The sequence below is a fragment of the Mesorhizobium sp. M7A.F.Ca.US.005.03.1.1 genome (genome assembly GCF_003997975.1).
Classification (GTDB): Bacteria; Pseudomonadota; Alphaproteobacteria; order Rhizobiales; family Rhizobiaceae; genus Mesorhizobium; species Mesorhizobium ciceri.
This window is the reverse complement of the sequence record NZ_RZRO01000052.1, coordinates 30800-46739: the sequence shown is the minus strand read 5'-3', so window position 1 is coordinate 46739 and position 15940 is coordinate 30800. Positions and strand designations below refer to the sequence as shown.

At 59.5% G+C, this 15940-nt stretch carries 17 protein-coding genes and 5 pseudogenes; 10 read left to right on the top strand and 12 right to left on the bottom strand.

Annotated elements, in window-relative coordinates; translation table 11 throughout:
* Positions 1-24 precede the first annotated feature (24 nt).
* Positions 25-729, bottom strand: coding sequence for a heme-binding protein (locus tag EN990_RS21095; protein ID WP_013525145.1), 705 nt, complete (start codon positions 727-729; stop codon positions 25-27).
* A 723-nt stretch (positions 730-1452) separates the two neighbouring features.
* On the opposite strand from EN990_RS21095, the gene EN990_RS21085 reads away from it, so the two are divergent.
* Positions 1453-1758 carry a hypothetical protein gene (locus tag EN990_RS21085; protein ID WP_024504611.1) on the top strand — a complete coding sequence of 102 codons (306 nt, stop codon included), beginning with the start codon at positions 1453-1455 and terminating at the stop codon, positions 1756-1758.
* Between the two features lie 607 nt (positions 1759-2365).
* Here EN990_RS21085 and EN990_RS21080 read toward each other — a convergent pair.
* The 4 genes and pseudogenes from EN990_RS21080 to EN990_RS21065 all read right to left on the bottom strand — a co-directional run.
* Complete coding sequence (locus EN990_RS21080) at positions 2366-2878, bottom strand: ferritin-like domain-containing protein (RefSeq protein ID WP_127388376.1); 513 nt, start codon at positions 2876-2878, stop codon at positions 2366-2368.
* Between the two features lie 328 nt (positions 2879-3206).
* Complete coding sequence (locus EN990_RS21075) at positions 3207-3683, bottom strand: protein adenylyltransferase SelO family protein (RefSeq protein WP_245461134.1); 477 nt, start codon at positions 3681-3683, stop codon at positions 3207-3209.
* Positions 3610-3927, bottom strand: a pseudogene (locus tag EN990_RS21070) (transglutaminase N-terminal domain-containing protein); the annotation flags it as partial. The gene EN990_RS21075 and the pseudogene EN990_RS21070, both read right to left, overlap by 74 nt.
* Before the next feature lie 292 nt (positions 3928-4219).
* A pseudogene (locus EN990_RS21065) lies at positions 4220-4702 on the bottom strand (DUF2062 domain-containing protein); the annotation flags it as partial.
* Between the two features lie 177 nt (positions 4703-4879).
* On the opposite strand from EN990_RS21065, the gene EN990_RS21060 reads away from it, so the two are divergent.
* Both EN990_RS21060 and EN990_RS21055 read left to right on the top strand, forming a co-directional pair.
* On the top strand, positions 4880-5440 hold the full coding sequence (locus EN990_RS21060) for an ABC-type transport auxiliary lipoprotein family protein (RefSeq protein ID WP_245469199.1): 561 nt from the start codon (positions 4880-4882) through the stop codon (positions 5438-5440).
* 1176 nt (positions 5441-6616) lie between these two features.
* Complete coding sequence (locus EN990_RS21055; protein WP_127368817.1) at positions 6617-6973, top strand: hypothetical protein; 357 nt, start codon at positions 6617-6619, stop codon at positions 6971-6973.
* A gap of 96 nt (positions 6974-7069) precedes the next feature.
* Here EN990_RS21055 and EN990_RS21050 read toward each other — a convergent pair whose 3' ends face one another.
* Positions 7070-8068: a L,D-transpeptidase gene (locus tag EN990_RS21050; protein WP_127368824.1), complete on the bottom strand. Its 999-nt coding sequence runs from the start codon at positions 8066-8068 to the stop codon at positions 7070-7072.
* 254 nt (positions 8069-8322) lie between these two features.
* Between EN990_RS21050 and EN990_RS21045 the strand changes: the two genes are divergently transcribed.
* The 4 genes from EN990_RS21045 to EN990_RS21035 all read left to right on the top strand — a co-directional run bounded on the left by EN990_RS21045 (position 8323) and on the right by EN990_RS21035 (position 10558).
* Entirely contained in the window at positions 8323-8820 is a 498-nt protein-coding gene (locus tag EN990_RS21045; RefSeq protein ID WP_127368818.1) for a YidB family protein, read from the top strand.
* Positions 8821-8872: 52 nt separating this feature from the next.
* Entirely contained in the window at positions 8873-9241 is a 369-nt protein-coding gene (locus tag EN990_RS21040) for a DUF4112 domain-containing protein (protein ID WP_245460948.1), read from the top strand.
* Between the two features lie 480 nt (positions 9242-9721).
* On the top strand, positions 9722-9895 hold the full coding sequence (locus EN990_RS35535) for a hypothetical protein (RefSeq protein WP_164766135.1): 174 nt from the start codon (positions 9722-9724) through the stop codon (positions 9893-9895).
* A 186-nt stretch (positions 9896-10081) separates the two neighbouring features.
* On the top strand, positions 10082-10558 hold the full coding sequence (locus EN990_RS21035; RefSeq protein ID WP_127368819.1) for a ferritin-like domain-containing protein: 477 nt from the start codon (positions 10082-10084) through the stop codon (positions 10556-10558).
* A gap of 109 nt (positions 10559-10667) precedes the next feature.
* Here the strand turns inward: EN990_RS21035 and EN990_RS36240 are convergent.
* Both EN990_RS36240 and EN990_RS21020 read right to left on the bottom strand, forming a co-directional pair.
* Positions 10668-10802: pseudogene (locus EN990_RS36240) on the bottom strand (CsbD family protein); the annotation flags it as partial.
* 625 nt (positions 10803-11427) lie between these two features.
* Positions 11428-11910 carry a DUF982 domain-containing protein gene (locus tag EN990_RS21020; protein WP_127368821.1) on the bottom strand — a complete coding sequence of 161 codons (483 nt, stop codon included), beginning with the start codon at positions 11908-11910 and terminating at the stop codon, positions 11428-11430.
* Between the two features lie 323 nt (positions 11911-12233).
* On the opposite strand from EN990_RS21020, the gene EN990_RS35530 reads away from it, so the two are divergent.
* A complete protein-coding gene (locus tag EN990_RS35530; protein WP_164766131.1) occupies positions 12234-12401 on the top strand; it encodes a hypothetical protein in 168 nt (55 codons plus the stop codon).
* Here EN990_RS35530 and EN990_RS36825 read toward each other — a convergent pair.
* The 4 genes and pseudogenes from EN990_RS36825 to EN990_RS21000 all read right to left on the bottom strand — a co-directional run bounded on the left by EN990_RS36825 (position 12398) and on the right by EN990_RS21000 (position 13982).
* Positions 12398-12650: pseudogene (locus EN990_RS36825) on the bottom strand (hypothetical protein). The gene EN990_RS35530 and the pseudogene EN990_RS36825 overlap by 4 nt on opposite strands.
* Positions 12651-12653: 3 nt before the next feature.
* Positions 12654-12914: a hypothetical protein gene (locus tag EN990_RS21010; RefSeq protein ID WP_127368822.1), complete on the bottom strand. Its 261-nt coding sequence runs from the start codon at positions 12912-12914 to the stop codon at positions 12654-12656.
* Complete coding sequence (locus EN990_RS21005; protein WP_127368823.1) at positions 12915-13112, bottom strand: hypothetical protein; 198 nt, start codon at positions 13110-13112, stop codon at positions 12915-12917.
* A 189-nt stretch (positions 13113-13301) separates the two neighbouring features.
* Positions 13302-13982 (bottom strand): hypothetical protein, encoded by a 681-nt coding sequence (locus tag EN990_RS21000; protein WP_245460949.1) that lies wholly within the window; start codon positions 13980-13982, stop codon positions 13302-13304.
* A gap of 562 nt (positions 13983-14544) precedes the next feature.
* Between EN990_RS21000 and EN990_RS20995 the strand changes: the two genes are divergently transcribed.
* Both EN990_RS20995 and EN990_RS20990 read left to right on the top strand, forming a co-directional pair.
* Complete coding sequence (locus EN990_RS20995; RefSeq protein WP_127388374.1) at positions 14545-15309, top strand: ImuA family protein; 765 nt, start codon at positions 14545-14547, stop codon at positions 15307-15309.
* Positions 15221-15704 (top strand): annotated as a pseudogene (locus tag EN990_RS20990) (DNA polymerase Y family protein); the annotation flags it as partial. The gene EN990_RS20995 and the pseudogene EN990_RS20990, both read left to right, overlap by 89 nt.
* Between the last annotated feature and the right edge of the window lie 236 nt (positions 15705-15940).

Sequence of the window (15940 nt, the reverse complement as noted above, 5' to 3'; positions counted from 1 at the left end):
CTGGTGCCGGGTGCAGCATGCCTTTCATTTGTGGATCGAGCCTCCCACGCCGGCGCCGAGCTCCGCCGCGATGTCAGCCTCGGTGCCGGCACAAAGCGGATGGCCCCAGCCCGAGGCGCTTTTGCCGCCGGGATCGACATCGTAGACGATGGCGTCCTTGCGATTGGGATTGACCCCGGCGGGAACCTTGTCGAGGCCAAGCGCCGCGCGAACACGCCAGGCGACATTGTGATCGGCGCATGAGGAATCTCCTGAGACCCCGAGGCCTCCGACGATGCTCTTGCCGTCATAGAGGGCAAGCCCGCCGCCAAACACGACGACGCCTCCGATTGGCTTGCCGACGAGAGGATCGCTGGCACTTCCAAACGTTTTGGGATCGCCCGCATAGGCTGCGGCCTGGTTGACCGGGTTGGTCTCCTGCAAGCCGAAAAGCGGCCCGCCCGGCTGCGTCCCCGCGTAGAGATTGGCCGTCGATAGGGCCATTTGCGCCAGGCTGAGCCCATTGGCTGTATTGGCCTTCTCCGCCGCGACGAGGCGACTGCCTGGCCATTGCGAATCGGCGGTGGGACCGCTGAAAGCGATCGCGCACACCGCGCCGTCGCGAGCAACGACAGCGGCCCATTCATTGGTCTCAAAGCCTCCGTTGGCAGGTCCGCCGCTTGCTTTCACATTGGCCTTGAGTGCGGCGAGCAGCTTATCGTGGTCGGCCGGGCAGGGCGCCTGTGCCATGGCTTGGCCCTGTGGGAACAGGCCACTCGTCAACAACACCAGACCAAAGGCTGATAGCAAACGCCGACAGCGATACATTGTCCTGCCCATTCGTTCGAGCATCAAAGAACCCCGGAGCATTCTGGCAGCCTGGAAAATGCGAAAATGAGTCCGTGGTCCAATGCCGTCGCTATTTAACTTGGGCGATGCAGCTATGTTCCTGCTTTTGCAAAAAATTGCGCAGCCGCGTGCGCCGATGCAAGGTTGCCGTCTGTCCGTGTCGCCGGCGCAAAATCCGCGGCCGAGATCGTGGTACCTACTGTCATACGTGTATTGTGATGCAAACGACACCCGGCGAGAAGGAATAAACGTAGCCAAAACAGGCAGTTGACGGGCTGACTGATCCCTGCCCATTGTGCCGGCACCTATGAACGTTGCGCCAGCATTGCCAAGGCAACCTGTCGGCCTTTGGCAATGGGAGAAAACCTGCCTGTCATCGAGGAGTCAGGCACGCCCCTTTGCTTGGTCGAGGCTCGCCTACATCCAACCACACGCCGCCAACTGCGGCGGTGTCACGGATTGGCTGCGCGTGGCACACTTTCACGCAAGGCCAGGATTCCCATCTGGAGTCACGGAATGCAGGAACTCCCGTCAGCCTGGTTCACATTTGCGCCTTTGCCCGCAGCGTCAGCCGATGGAACATGATGCTGGTCGCCGCCGTTGGAAGAGCTTGGAGGCGGCCGCATGCACCTTGTCCAGATCCTGCTTCCTCGTTCCGACAACGCGGGTGAGCCCTTCGCCAAGGAAGACTTCGATCGTGTGAAGGACGAACTCGCCAATACGTTCAAAGGTGTCACCGCGTATTTTCGGACGCCCGCGGAAGGGGTATGGAGGGAGGGAAAAGAGTCCGACATGGACGAGATTGTCATCTTCGAGGTGATGACGGAAGAAGTCGATCTGCCCGATTGGCGAAGGCGCCGAGCGGAGTTGGAGCGCCGTTTCCGGCAGGACGAGATCATCATCCGCTACCTACCGATGGCATTGGTCTAAAGGTCCAGACGCCTCCGGGATTGGGTTTTGCCACCCTCCTTCCCGAGCTGAACTGCATTCGAAATCTGGAATGGCCTATTAGAGGTTTAATTACGATCCTTTGGACCTGCGTAATTCATTCAGTGGGTCTTCTGCAGGGCATAATATTGCGCATCGGTGGAATTAGCGAGGAAGGAAATATAACATACGTTCCATTAACAATTTAGACCGTTTGTCGATGTTTGTACTGATGACACTGTTATTTTAATGGTTGCAAGCCTTGCGAGTCAACCTGACGGGGTCAGTCTGGACAGGACCGAACCGCCTGCTTCAAAGGGTTGACCGGAAATGGGCGCATTGTTGGCTGTCCAGTGACTACGCTCCTACGGCGTCGGTCATTTTTCTTTTGCTGCCGCCGATCGGTTCTGGCCGGTCGGCGCCGTTGTCTTCGCGTCTTTCGAATGCGCTGCTATTGCAGGACCCGCGCCAGTCGACTTGCGCATATCGCCGTTGCCAGCGAGGCCGGGCTTCTTGCCGAGTAGTCTTGAAACGAGCGTACCTGGATATCCCATTGATACCTCCCGTGAGATTCGCGTAGCGACGGGCCAGTCTTCGCCTGGTGGGGCTACTACACGTTTTCGGCCGCCATGTTGACAGCCGATTCAGCGAGTTGTGTCAGCGCCTCGTCGGTCGCTTTTTCCTCTCCAAGCGTCAAATTGAGGAGAGAAACCGCTTCATCGAGCCCGAGTTCGGAGGCCCAGGTCTTCAGTGTGCCATAGCGTGAGATTTCGTAGTGCTCCACAGCCTGGGCCGCAGCCAGCAGGCCGGCGTCCAGGGCAGGTGTGCCCTTATATTCCTCCATGATCTCGGCACCTTCATCGGTGATGCCCACAATAGCCGCACACGTCTTTCCCTGCGGCTTCTTGCCGATCACCTCGAAAACCTGTTCGAGCCGGGCAACGTGTTCTTTCGTTTCCTCGCGGTGCTTTTCGAACGCCGCCTTCAAATCTGGGCCTTGAGCGGCCTTTGCCATTTTCGGCAGCGTCGCAACGATCTTCTTTTCGGCGAAATAGATGTCCTTCAACGTGTCGTGGAAAAGTTCGTTCAGGCCCTTCGGTGATGCTTTCTTAGTGGGTGCCATCCTGTGTTCTCCCGTTCGCGCTCAAAAGCGAGGCGGAATAGCAACTCGATGCAGGGCAACTGGTTCCGGAGAGCGTTCTCTGATTGCAGTGAAATTGAACGCGACCAATTTATTCAGGACAGCCATGACGCTCAAGACCTGTCTCCCAGCACCCGCCGCCCGACGCTCAGGTAGTCCTGGCTGCAACGGTGGAAGCATCGGCACGGGTGATCGACAAGCTTCCGTGAGTCCATAATCGTCATAGATCAGACGCTTCCGACTACTCACGACGGTAGCTTGCGAAGGGTCTTCCGCATTTGCACATGTTAACCAGCCATCATTCAATGTCTCATGTGCCGCAGAATGTCTTTAAGACGCGTTCATCCGGGCGTGGCGGGTCAGCATAGCGTTCCATTTCCGGCTGCTCATCGAAGGGCCGGCTGATGACCCTCAGAATCTCCTCGAAAGGTGTGAAGTCCCCGCCCAGCGCCGCCTGGATCATAGCCTCGATGCGATGGTTGCGAGGGATGAATTTGGGATTGACGGCATGCATGACCGCCCGGCGCGCGGCCGTGTCGGCAGCATCGCTTGCGATGCGCTCGCGCCAGCGCTCCGACCAAACATCGAATGCGCCTGGATCCTCAAACAACTGCCGCGCCCCGCCCTGAGCGTCCGGGGCGGCGAGGTCGTCGCCCAGACGCCGGAAGGCGAGCGTAAAGTCGGCTTCGCTGCGAGCTAATACATCCAGAAAATTCGTAGGAGAAGGGATAGCGGAGTGCTGCTTCGTCGATGCGGAAATCCGGCGAGTGCTGCGGCGTATGGTCAAGCCGAATGGCTGTTTCGAAGTGTAGTGCTTTAGCCGCCGCCTTGAAATCAAGCACCGCAACGCAGTTTCCGAAAACGTCGTGGATCCACCGGAGCTCTTTCGGCTCGGGGTCAACGACCATGGCGTGGTCTAGAAGTCTCTGGTCGAAGCTGTCGCGCGGTCTGAATATCAACCGGTGTTCGCCAAACCTTACAGGTCGGCTGTAACGATAGACGGTCGAGTGCCTCACTGAAAAAATAGGCATGACGCCACATGCGGGTCTGGCGCCGTCTCGCCTGCGGGGTAGCTCCTTCAGCATAGCACGGTGCTTCCATGATGGTAGGTGGCGAGCTACGCTCCTTCGTGATGCTTGTTCCCACAAAACGCCCGCGATTTAGACAAGTGTGCAGCGTGCGACGAGATCTCCGGTTAATTCGAGGGTCCAAGGCGGCGACGCGCGGATTTTGACGCCGAGCCTGGTCACAATCTCGATAGGAGACTGCCCGCTAACCTCGCACGACGCCCCCACTGCATGGTGGTGGTGAACTTGCGTCCATGATGCCATAGAACAGCAGGCCAAAGATCAGTCCAAGCGGCACTGCGCCGATCAGCATCGGCTTGAGCACTGGTCCCCCACAGTTGCGAAAACGAAAGGTTATGCAACATCTCGCTCAGGTGCGCAGGCGGGCCGTGACTTGGCAGACGGTCGTGCAACATGATCTTACCGGTCTCCCAGGAGGCGCCCCACAACAGGGAAACGTCAACGGGTTGCCGAAAACAACTGCGCCAAGTGCGGCCGCCGCCAGGTTCCCCGCAATCAGCCAGCACAGAACCGCGGCAATGGCGAAGTGGAAACCCACCGGGAAGAATGAGGCGAAGACCCCCGCCGCGACCCCTGCCGCCACGGCGTGTGGAGTGGCGTTCAGCCGCAGGATGCGCTTTGAAAAGTACTGGGGCGAGCGCGAGAAGGAACTACGCGGCCACATATAGGTGCGTAAGCGCTCGAAGAAACCATCCGGGTTTCGACGTCGAAAGAGCACTCTCGTTCCTTAACTCCGCTAACGCTGCGGGACTTGTCCGTCGGAATGATCGCTGTAGAAAAAACGCGGGCTGTGTTGCTTTGTTCCGGTTTGTCAGGTTTAGAAATACTGGGAATAAGGTGATCGCGTGTGAAATCGCTTGGGCTCAAAACGGATGCCCTGAATGCTAGTTTGGCGTTGCTTGGCTTGACTCTTGCCGGTTGCGCGGCATTGGGAGGCAAGCCGGCGCCGCTCGATACGTTCGAGCTTTCCGCTTCGTCGATCGACGCGCATGGCCACAGCCGCCGCCAGATCCTTATTGCCCAGCCTTCCGCGCTCAAGGCGCTGGACAGCCAGAACATCGTCATCAAGCCGTCCGACCGTTCAATCCAGTACCTCAAGGGCGCGCAATGGGCCGACCGGCTGCCGCTGATCGTGCAGGCCAGGCTCGCCGAAACCTTCCAGCGCTCCGGCAGCTTTGCCGGCGTTGGCAAGCCGGGCGAGGGGCTGGCGATCGATTATCAGGTGATCGTCGAGATCCGCTCCTTCGAAGTCCGCGTCAATGGCGGCGAGCACGCCGAGGTCAACCTCTTCGTGCGCATCCTCAACGACCGCAACGGCGAGGTGCGGGCGTCGAAGAGCTTCACCGCATCCGCTCCCGTCTCGGGCAGCGGCAATCCGGCCTATGTCAGCGCGCTGGACAGCGCCTTCGGCGAGGCGGCCAAGGATATTGTGCGCTGGACGGATACGGTGATCTGATCCGGATAAGCCAACGGTTGCGGCTGAGTCCGAAGCAAATATGCCGTATGAGCCGATTGGCAATCTGGATTGGCAATTGAGACTCGCGAGAGCGTCAGGGCTGCGCCAAGGTGAGGGTCGAATAATCCGAAGCCGCCAGCAACTTTGAAAGCACAAAGCTGATTGCCATCCCCAAAGGCAACGTTGGCAGGAGGTGCAAAAAGTGCAGCGTGACCGCGCTGCCGGGACGGCTTATCGTGCAGGGTTATCGCAGTCCTAGGAAGCCTAAGATAAAAAGGACAATTACGATCGCGCCAACAACCCAAATAATCCGATTCATCATCTCTTGCTTTCTGCTAAAAGGAGCCCGCCAAATGAGGGACGGATGCCACGGCGGCCCCGCCTCTCACGCTAAGAAGCGGCATCCGAAGAACCACCTCAACAGTCCACAATCACTAATGTTCCAAAGCGCGTTCGCACTCCACACCCCACCCCAGTCAGAGAAGTCGTAAGCCCGGGATAACGCAGCGACCGATTTCTGATTTTCTTGCTGAGGCTACCAGCCCCCCGATACTCCATGCGTTCGACCAGTTCGGTTATCGTCCGCCTTGGCAGTACATTCCATTCTATCAAGGTACAGCCACACCGTTGGGCGCCGAGCTCAAAACTCGAGCCGGAAAGTTCTGAATCGAACCCCACGACTCATTCCTGGCGGTGGATTTTTACACGTTACAGCTGGTGGGCATTATTCAGGACACGCTAGCAGCCTCCCATTCGGTCACCGCGCCATCGCGCTAAAGCGACTTTGTCTTGTGGGTGGTCACTCGGCCAACGCTGCGCAGCAATCGCAGAGTCGGCTCTGTTGGTTGGTTAGTCCGCATGGCCAGTCATTTGTTTGATCTCCCAGGGGCAGTGTATCAACGCGGCAGGGCTCTGGCCGGATCCGTGCCCAGACCGCCTGCGGGTAGTGGCGCCATGCAGCCAACGCATCCATGTGCAAGCTAACTTAAATTGTCGTTGACGTCCGTGGCGGCAAAGTCCACCGGACACTTGGCGAGGCGAGCAAAAAGCACGCCGGTCGCTGCCTGAAAGGCCGGCCAAAACGGACACCAAGTCCGCTGCGTGGCCGGTATTTTCTCTGATAGGAACCTTACGCAGCCGTTAGTCGTTGAGCGTTGACAATCAAGGAGTCTGAAGATGGCCGATGATCCAAATGCAAACGCGACACCGAGGCCGACGCAGCGCGAAGCTCAGGCAACCTTGGAGAAGCAGGTTGCCCAGCTGAAGCGCGAGATCAACAAGATCAATCGGACGCTGGCAGAGCGCGCAGAAGAGGTCGTCGAGGAAGCCACGGGCTGGTATGACAGCGCTGCCGAGCGGGCCGGCCGTACGGCTCAGGCCCTGCGGACCGGGGCCCAATCTGTTTCGGGAGCCGTCCAGGACAATCCGGGCACTGTGTCGACCGCCTTTATTCTTGGTGCTGCAATGGGTCTGCTACTGGGTCTCACCCTCAGCCCCGATGGGTCTAGTCGGGATCGCTGGTTCTACAAGTAGCCCGGAGATGGTCGCGTCGTGCACCAAGCTTGATATGGCAGAGTAGACCTCGGGGTAGCATTCATAACAGGAAATGAAACTTGGTGAGCGGTATGCTTATTTAGGTTTGTCGCCAGCGTCAGCCATTTCGCCTTTGAAGGTAACTTTCGTGCCCTTTTGCACCATCGAGGCGACGTCTTCGGCATCCCAGTTCGTCAGCCTGATGCAGCCATGCGAGAAGGTTTTCCCGATCTTGCCGGGTTCGGGCGTGCCGTGAATGCCGTAGCTTTCGATCGACAGATCGATCCATATCGACCCCACCGGATTGTTCGGGCCGGCAGCAATGGTGAAGGGTCGCTTGGTTTTGACGCCCTTGAAAGCGAAGTGGGGATCATAGTGATAGGTCGGATTGTGCACCACGCGTTTGACCTCTGCCTGGCCACTCGGCGCCGGCTTTTCGTCACTGCCGATCGAGGCAGGGTAGACTGCAAGCGCTTTACCGGAAGGATCAAGCGCGCGTAGCACGCGAGCCTTCTTGTCGACCTCAACCTCGGCAATGGCGGCGGGAGGATCGCCCCGACCAATATCAGGCACCAGCAACTTCGTGCCGGCCTTCCTGAAGCCGATGCCAGGATTGAGCCTTCGCAACAGTGGTTCGCTGATATGGAAGCGCTCCGCCAGCTTTTCGGCCGCATTGTGATAGCCTAGCCTCGACAGGCGGGCCATCCGCTCGAGGCGAGCTGGAATTCGCTTGGTAAAAGGTCCGCGCACATCCTTGCGGGTCAGCTCATAGGTGACCAGGACTGGACTCGAGGAAGTTGCCAACAGCTTGTCCCAAATCTCCCTGGTGAGCTTGCCATCGGACGGCAATCCGTTCGCCGTCTGGAAGGCGCTGAGCGCCTTGGTGAAGCTCTCTCCAAGGTGGCCGTCGATCAGGCCCGGCGAGAAGCGCGCGCGGTCCAAGAGAATTTGTGCTTTCAGAACGGCCGGGTTCAAACCCTTTGGGGTGTCGGACGCGAATTGCGCTTGGTTGACGGCGGTCAGGTTCAGTTTCGCGGCTTCGGCTCCGCCACATGCGAGGAGGAACGCTGTGGCGGCAACAAGGAGCCTGATCATCGATTTCACTCCGGACGGGGACCTGCCTATATGACGCGACACAGCCTATTTGGTTCCGTTACCTCGCCCCAAGACAGTTGTTATTCAAGGATTTAGCACAGGCGTGGCCTGGTAATGGTCCTCACATCCCAGTCGAACAAGTTGGTCGATCTCGCTCGGGAGAGGGCCGCGACGACACCCAACATTACATTATCGCTCGCGGAACTTTTGTGAGGCTGAGCCCTTCCTCCATTTGGACCGTGGAGGAGACCAAAATGGCAAATCTGGGAAGATTGGCGATCGCGATGCTTGGCGTCCTGGCGTATCAAAATCGCGACAAGATCGGTGAGATGATACGTAGAGTTGGAGATCGTAACCCAAACGACCCGCAAGGCGGGGTTCTGGATCAACTATCGAAAGGCGTGTCGGGAACGGCGCTTGGCGACATCCTCGACCGATTCAGAGGGGTAGGGGCTGGAGCCAAGGTCGACTCTTGGGTTGGCACCGGACCGAACCAACCGATCGGGCCAAGCGACGTGGAAACGGCCATAGACGAAGACACACTCACTTCCCTTTCGTTGCAGACCGGTCTTTCGCGGGATGAGTTGATTGCCAGGATCACGAAAGATTTGCCAGAGGCAGTCAACAAGATGACGCCAAATGGCGAATTGCCAGCCGAGCCGACGCAGGTCTCTGATGAGACGACCCTGCTCGATGACGTGCCGTCACGTAGTTCGCAAGCTAAGAATTCACCCGGTCAAAGCGATGTCTAGAGTGACAGTTCTAGACTGGGAAGGTCTGAATCGCACACGCCCGGCGGCTGGGATGAGCGGACAGGGCCCCCCCGACTCTGAGGCAGCAAGAGCAATTGCCGAGCTGGACTTATTGGCCGCTTTGCTTGATTCCCGCTGGCGCATTCCGGGAACGTCAATACGTTTTGGGCTGGATGCGCTGGTGGGCTTGGTACCCGTCCTCGGAGATGCGGCGACGGGCCTGGTCTCGGCCTATATCGTGTGGCGAGCCCGAAACTGCGGTGCTGCAAATGGTTTGGTAGCCCGCATGTTGGGGAACGTGCTGCTCGATACGGTAGTAGGAAGCGTTCCTCTCCTCGGCTCGATCTTCGACGTCTATTTCAAGGCCAACAACCGCAACATCAGACTGCTTCGCCGTCACCTACAGCCTTGGGTGCGGTAGCACGCTGCTGCAGCCAACGTAAGGGGCGGGGGCACTGGCGTGCATGCACGCTTAGCGCTTTGCCCACGGCGGCTTAACCGGATGGACACATGCGAGTACGCTCCGGGTTAAAGTTGCGACCTTAGCCAGCTCGCGAACCAGTCTGTCATCTTTTCACGCATGGGACGCGCCTGCCATTCTCCTAGGCTAATCTCTCTGGATCGATGAAAATCTTGATTGAACAAATCGATTTGCGTCTTTGAAAAATCTTTGCCCTAAACATTCAGCGTGGTTTCGTCGTTCAGACGTTCCTGATCCTCGTCTCACTCGTTGCGGAGCCAGGCGCGGCCGCGGCACTAACAGGCGATTGGGGCTGGCAGGCCTGGGCCGGGTGGCTGTTCCTCGTGCTGTTTGGGTCGTTCATAGGCTACACGCTCTTCATGCGTCTTCTGCGCGACATCGGCGCCTCGCGGGCCGGAGCCTTTTGCCTTCGTCTCACCCGTGATCGCCGTCCTGCTCGGAATCGTCGCTTACGGTGAGGAGGTCGGCCTGATCGACGTCACCGGCATGGCTGTTATGCTCGCCGCAGCTTTCCTCGCGCTACGCGAGCGCAAGCAAGACCAGCCAATATTGTCGCCTTCCCAGCAGTTGGTTGCCGCGCCTCCTGCACCTTGAGGAATGGATGCATGATCGAACGTCGCCTAAATAATTCCCCAGCCGGAGGACAGTCAGCTCCTGATAGGCGGACACTTTGCTTCCGGCCCAACGGCCATCTGTCTGTCAGGCCGGCGTGAAAAACACGGAACCATTGGCTTCGCTCGCACTTTCTCCCGTGCCAATCCGGGCAAATGGAGCATCATGATGAAGACCTTGGCCGATATTTTCGAGCATACCCTCCAAGACATGTATTACGCGGAGAACGCGATTACCAAGGCACTGCCTAAAGTGGCTGCGGCCGCAAAAGACGCCAAGCTAAAGAAAGCCGCCGAGGATCACCTCGCGGAGACGAAGGGGCAGATCAAGAAGCTGGAGCAGGTGTTCAAGTCAATTGGCAAGAAGGCGTCTGGCGAGAAGTGCGACGCCATCGAAGGGCTCATCAAGGAAGCCGACGGTCTGATGGAGGAAGCGTCAGGGACGGCACTCGATTCCGGCCTGCTGGCGGCTTGCCAGGCAGTTGAGCACTACGAAATTTCCCGATACGGCTCTCTGCGGGAATGGGCCAAGGAACTCGGACATGACGAGGCGCACAAGCTGCTCAGCGAGATCCTTGACGAGGAGAAAGCCACCAACAACAAGCTGACGAACCTCGCGGTCACATCAATCAACAAGCCAAATTGATTAATCCGGCCTAGGTGAAGCGGCAGTATGCCGTGCTTCGCGGCGTTGTGGTCGAATAAAATGACGGCGCTGCAGCTACAGCGCCTTCACATTTGGCAGCCTCGCGGGTTCACCAGCCTTGCCGGCCGTGCCAGTCGTCGATATCGCGCCGGACACGATCCTTCTCAATCCCGTAGCGCTCCCGAATCTTGCCTTCGAGCTGATCGCGTTTGCCGGCGATATGGTCGAGATCGTCATTGGTGAGCAGAAGCGTGGTGGTCTTATCGCGGCGGAAAAGCGCGAATTTATCGAGGCGGGCTTTGATGAGAGCCGGTTGCTGGGGGTGGTTGCCGCTGCTGCGGCGTCTACGACCACCAACTGCACGTTCAACATCACCCGTCCGCCGCTTGAGACAACGTTTCAGCCACAGGCTTGACGGCGACCGTATTACTGCCGACAGCAACAATCCGCCCGTCACTCCTGCCGATGGCCCTGGCGGAAGATTATCCGCGCCTCGCGGAGCAGGGAATTCCGGTCAGTGCCTAGCATGCTGATGAGGCCGCGCGCCTGGTCCGCAGTGATACCGGTTTCCATGGCAAGTTGAGTTACAAGCCTATCGCGCCCCGACATGCGGGCGCCGTCGCATTTATCGTCGCCCATGGTGAGTTGTCCCTTCTCACTTTGGCATTTTATCCCTCAAGCGCAAGCGCAACGGTGAGGCTTGCAATTCGTTCCGGCTCCTTCGCTGACTTCTGGTTGTGGAAAAGGGTGCCCCCGGCTCCCCTGCCTGACCGGCGAGGTCCGGGGGTAGCAACTGCCAGAGGGTTTGGTGAGGCCGCAGGCGGAGCCGAGGCTCGGCGCGCTTGTGGGCGCGCGGGGCGGCGTCCCCTTCAATGCCGGGCTTTCAAAATTCTGGCCTCTCTTAGCAATGCTGCCCGATCGTCGCCAATCATGTGGAAAAGTTCGCGGGCCTGCTCCTCTGTGATACCGGTTTCGCGCGCCAGGAACCGGACCAGAAACTCCTCTTCCTCTTCTATCCGCGCGCGCTCTCGCCGCTTCTGCTCGCTGGGCGATGGGGGCGTGGTCTCGATGTCGGGATGAAGCTCCAGGTCGGCGTCCTCATCCTCGTCTTTCACCAGCAAGCCAGCTTCCCTGGCTGCCGCCAGGAAGGCGCGTCGGGCATTCTCAACTTCGTCCTTCGAGGTCAGGCGCCCGGTACAGGCTCGGAGCGCAGCGCGATATCGCGGACCATGCGCCTCGGGCCAGCGCTCCATCATGAAAACGGCGGCCTGGGACACACTGGCCAACCTCCGGAACTCGCCCGGCCCAGACGTCTCAACGATCAGGGGAACGTCAAAAAAGGCATCGTTCATGAACAGCCCCATTCAATGGGATGGCGAACGAAGGAAGCAGGAGTTGGTTCCGATGGTAGGCGACGCGCGCGCTGGGTCCGCCGCTCCTGTGAAGTTGCTGGACGGTCGCTGTTACAGACGTTCAGCGAGCTGACAGGAGGGCCAAACCCCATGGACCCCAAGAGGCTTGACCACAAGCTCGATTGCAAGGCGTGCGGGACAATCCAGATGGATATCCCGGACAACGCCAATGACAGTACCCCTGGCGGCATTTCGGAATAACAGTCGGGAACTGAATCGCGCGCCGATGCTTGAATCGCGTTTGAGTAACTCAGGGTGGCGTGATGCAAGACGATCGGGTCGTGCCTGAGTTCTGGGGGGAATATGCCGACGCTTGGTTGCCGGGCTTCGATGGTGTGTCCATCCAGGGTGCAGGCAAGGCCGCGCCGGTCGGCGACCAGATGGAAGCGGAGGTCGATGAAGCTGGAGTCAGCAAACTGCCGGCAGCCTAAAGTGGCTTGCCGGCGCGTACCATGGCACGCGCGATCGCGAGCTCGGCTTCCGTCCTGGCATTCTCTTTCTGGGTCATGTTGTCGGCGGCAATGAGCCGCTTCAGCGCCCGCAATGTCTCACCCCGGGTCCAGCCCCACTTCCAACATGCAATCGATGATTGCCTGAAAGCCGGGCTCCATGGCCTCCTGGCAGTCTAGCGCGCGGTCTGCGTAGTCATGGTCATCCAGGTACCTGGGCGGATCGATCATTCTTCACTCCATGTCCGGCACTTCGCCGTTGGTGAACAGTACTGTCGGTGGCCCATAGTCGCCAAGCGCCGGGTCGGCGTCGCGACTCCATGCTATGACACCAGCGTGGTTTGAAGCCAGCGCCTTTGCCCTGCGGATCGCGCGGTCCTCGCTTTGCTGGTCGGTCGGACCGCATGCAGTGAACAGGTCGCCATCCTCGCCTCGGTCGAACGCCACGACCACGATCAGCTTCGGCTTTTTCTGATCTGGCACATCGTCGGACACTCAGTGCGTCCTGCCGGAGCGGAGGTGCATCTCGATCTTATTGATTGCCTTGATGAGGACACCGACTGCCTGCAGATTGACGGCGAAGTCGAAGTTACCTCGCGCCGTTTCGAATATCAGAACGCCGACCTTGGTCTCGTCGTCGCTCATCATGCCCATTCCAATGCCGGTCGGCATATACGGTGGCTTTTCTGACATGGTCTCTCTCCTCGGATGCGGGCGGCCTCGTCGGCCGTTCGGCCATCTGGCCGTGCGACCTGGAATGGCCAAGCATGATCGGTAGGCGATCGCGGCCGTGTTTTGTCGTTCACCACTATTCGAAATGCATCGACTGCCCGCGCATCATTACCAGGGTCAGTGCGATTGCCGGATTTGCAGGTGGCTTCTTCATAAGCAAGGAGCCGTCGAAATCGCGCCACGCCGCCATGCGCAATTCGTCACCGTCATCGGCGGCTGCAGGGTCGAAAACGTGGGCATCGTAGGGATTCCGATCAATTTCAATCGTCCAGTCCTTGAGCGCCTTGCGGGCCATTTCTTCCACCTGGGCAAGGTCGCTGGTGAAGAAGGGATGCGGTCCCCATCTTCCGAAAGCGGCTCGATCCGATCCAGCGTTGGCCGCTCGGGCACCCAACCAAGAACGAAGGCAATATCGAAATCGATCTGGCGGTCCGGGCCAGCTGTGACCTCCAGTCGTTTGACGACGTCAGGATAGAGCTGTTTGCGCGCCGGCCACGTGTCCGGAAGCGCCTCGGCTTCCAATCTCGTTCGGGGAATGTTGATCAGTTCCATGATCTGATGGCGCGGAATTGTGTCCTCCGGCCAGCCCGCACAACATGCTTTCGTCGCGGCCTCGTCGGCTTCCATCCAGACTGTAGCGGCTCGGTCCTCGTCCTCGGTTGGCTGGTCGTCTTCCGGAAAGCCTTTGATATCCCACCCTTCCAACGCGAACAAACCTTCTGCACCTTGCAAGGCCGTTATGCCGGCTTGCGCGAAGACTGCTTCGGCTGCCGCGACACCGTGTGCCAGTTCTTCGGGCGTTGCACCTTCAATGTTCAAGCGAAGTTCCATGTTCGCCTCCTGTGCCAATCATGTCGACAGTGAACAAAATAAGAACATTGGAGTCAATAGGCTGTTGCCGACAGGAGAATAAGGTCGGTTTTTTCAACGCGATAACTCACTGGACAATGATCGGCGCATCATCCCGTTTCCAAGGCAACTGCTTCCATCGCCGATCAAGATGCGGACCGCCGCGGACGGGGACAGTCGGTCCCGCGTCCCGTCCTGCGGCCGGCGCTATGCTGACGCTCCTACGGCTGTCCTGTTAACCGCCCGCGGCGGGGGCGAATTTCCTCCGTCCTGCGCGCGACAATGTCCGCACTTGCGGACGCGCGCAGGACTGCGGTTTATGCGCCGTTTTTCCTTTAGGCGCCGGCAGTCGCCGGCGCGACGTCCAGCGCGGCATTGTGGCCTTCGACCGCATCGTCCTGTCGGCAAACGACTCTATCGGTGTCACCCGGCAGCGGTCGCGCCAAACATTTCTTCGCAGCGCCACCTCACCATGCCATTGACTCTTCATTAGGAAGAGAACAAATGAGGAACATACCATCAGCATTTCGCGTTCAGGGGACAGATGAGTGCATCGGCGCCAAACGCTGCTATTTCCGATCATCGAAATCGCATTGCGCGTCTCGAAGGCGGCAATACGCGCGAAAGAGTGGTGCTCCCCTTCGGCATTTCCTTTATCGACAGCCACCTGCCTGGGGGCGGTGTGGCACTTGGCGCGCTCCATGAAGTTGCCGGTGGTGGCAATGGAGCGCTCGATGGCGCCGCCGCGTCGCTTTTTGCGGCGGGCATTGCGGCCAGAACCCAAGGCAAGGTGCTGTGGTGCGTGACGCGCCAGGATCTGTTTGCGCCGGCAATCGCCCAGGTCGGACTTCACCCCGACCGGGTGATCTATGTCGAAGCCGGTGACGACAAATCCTTGCTCGCCTGCTTCGAAGAAGGTTTGCGGCATGTCGGGCTTGGGGCTGTGGTTGCCGAAGTTGCCCGGCTCTCGATGACGGCGTCGCGACGTTTACAGCTAGCATCGGAAGGCTCCGGCGCGATGGGCATCGCGATCCGCCGCTGGCGCCGCCAGACCGAAGCCGCCGATTTCGGGCAGCCGACGGCGTCTGTTACGCGCTGGCGGGTTTCTGTCTTGCCGTCGCGACCGCTTCCCGTGCCAGGCGTCGGCCGGGCACGATGGCAACTTGAATTGATCCGATCACGTGGAGGGGAAACGCTCGATATCGAAGTGGAGGCTTGTGATGCAAAGGGTCGACTCGCTCTTCCTTCCAAGCTGGTCGACCGACCGGCTCAGAAGGAAATTGGGCGACGTCTCGCCGCCACCGGATAGACCCTTGGTGCTGGTCGGGCAGCAAGGCAACCGTCGCTTGGTGGTAGCAACAGATCGCGCGGCTGTGGAAGCGGGCCTGCGGGTGGGAATGCCGGCGACGAAGGCACAGGCGCTCATTCAGGGGCTGGCGGTCATGGAGGCCGAACCCGATGCCGACGCGGAGGCATTGGAGCGTTTGGCCCTGTGGGCCTTGCGGCGCTACGCGCCGATTGTCGCCCCAGATCCTCCCGACGGATTGGTCATGGATACCACGGGCGCCGACCACCTTCATGGCGGCGAACAGTTAATGCTGGCCGATATGGTCGAACGTCTCAGCCAGGTCGGCTTCTCGGCGCGCGCAGCGATAGCGGATAGCTGGGGTGCTCTGGGGTGCTGCTCATGCGGTGGCGCGATACGTCAAGCGAACCGTCAGCGTGGTCGCCGTCAATGCAACCGTCGACGCCATTCGTCCTCTGCCCATCGCGGCACTGCGGTTGGCCGAGGGGGGCGAACCCTTCGATATCGCCGCCGAGTAAGCGCGACGGCCGGAGCCGCCGCGCGGTTCCGGCCAGTTTTCTGTTGGAGAATTTTCCGGCCGCGCCATTGGCGCGGCCGGGGACCTCGACCTAAGAACGGCAGCAATGAGAAGCTG

Excerpts from the sequence above, each read along its gene's own strand:
- EN990_RS21095 (WP_013525145.1), bottom strand. The coding sequence starts at position 729 with ATGGCACAGGCGCCCTGCCCGGCCGACCACGATAAGCTGCTCGCCGCA.
- EN990_RS21085 (WP_024504611.1), top strand. The coding sequence starts at position 1,453 with ATGCACCTTGTCCAGATCCTGCTTCCTCGTTCCGACAACGCGGGTGAG.
- EN990_RS21080 (WP_127388376.1), bottom strand. The coding sequence starts at position 2,878 with ATGGCACCCACTAAGAAAGCATCACCGAAGGGCCTGAACGAACTTTTC.
- EN990_RS21055 (WP_127368817.1), top strand. The coding sequence starts at position 6,617 with ATGGCCGATGATCCAAATGCAAACGCGACACCGAGGCCGACGCAGCGC.
- EN990_RS21050 (WP_127368824.1), bottom strand. The coding sequence starts at position 8,068 with ATGATCAGGCTCCTTGTTGCCGCCACAGCGTTCCTCCTCGCATGTGGC.
- EN990_RS21045 (WP_127368818.1), top strand. The coding sequence starts at position 8,323 with ATGGCAAATCTGGGAAGATTGGCGATCGCGATGCTTGGCGTCCTGGCG.
- EN990_RS21040 (WP_245460948.1), top strand. The coding sequence starts at position 8,873 with ATGAGCGGACAGGGCCCCCCCGACTCTGAGGCAGCAAGAGCAATTGCC.
- EN990_RS21035 (WP_127368819.1), top strand. The coding sequence starts at position 10,082 with ATGAAGACCTTGGCCGATATTTTCGAGCATACCCTCCAAGACATGTAT.
- EN990_RS21020 (WP_127368821.1), bottom strand. The coding sequence starts at position 11,910 with ATGAACGATGCCTTTTTTGACGTTCCCCTGATCGTTGAGACGTCTGGG.
- EN990_RS35530 (WP_164766131.1), top strand. The coding sequence starts at position 12,234 with ATGCAAGACGATCGGGTCGTGCCTGAGTTCTGGGGGGAATATGCCGAC.
- EN990_RS21005 (WP_127368823.1), bottom strand. The coding sequence starts at position 13,112 with ATGTCAGAAAAGCCACCGTATATGCCGACCGGCATTGGAATGGGCATG.
- EN990_RS21000 (WP_245460949.1), bottom strand. The coding sequence starts at position 13,982 with ATGGAACTTCGCTTGAACATTGAAGGTGCAACGCCCGAAGAACTGGCA.
- EN990_RS20995 (WP_127388374.1), top strand. The coding sequence starts at position 14,545 with ATGAGTGCATCGGCGCCAAACGCTGCTATTTCCGATCATCGAAATCGC.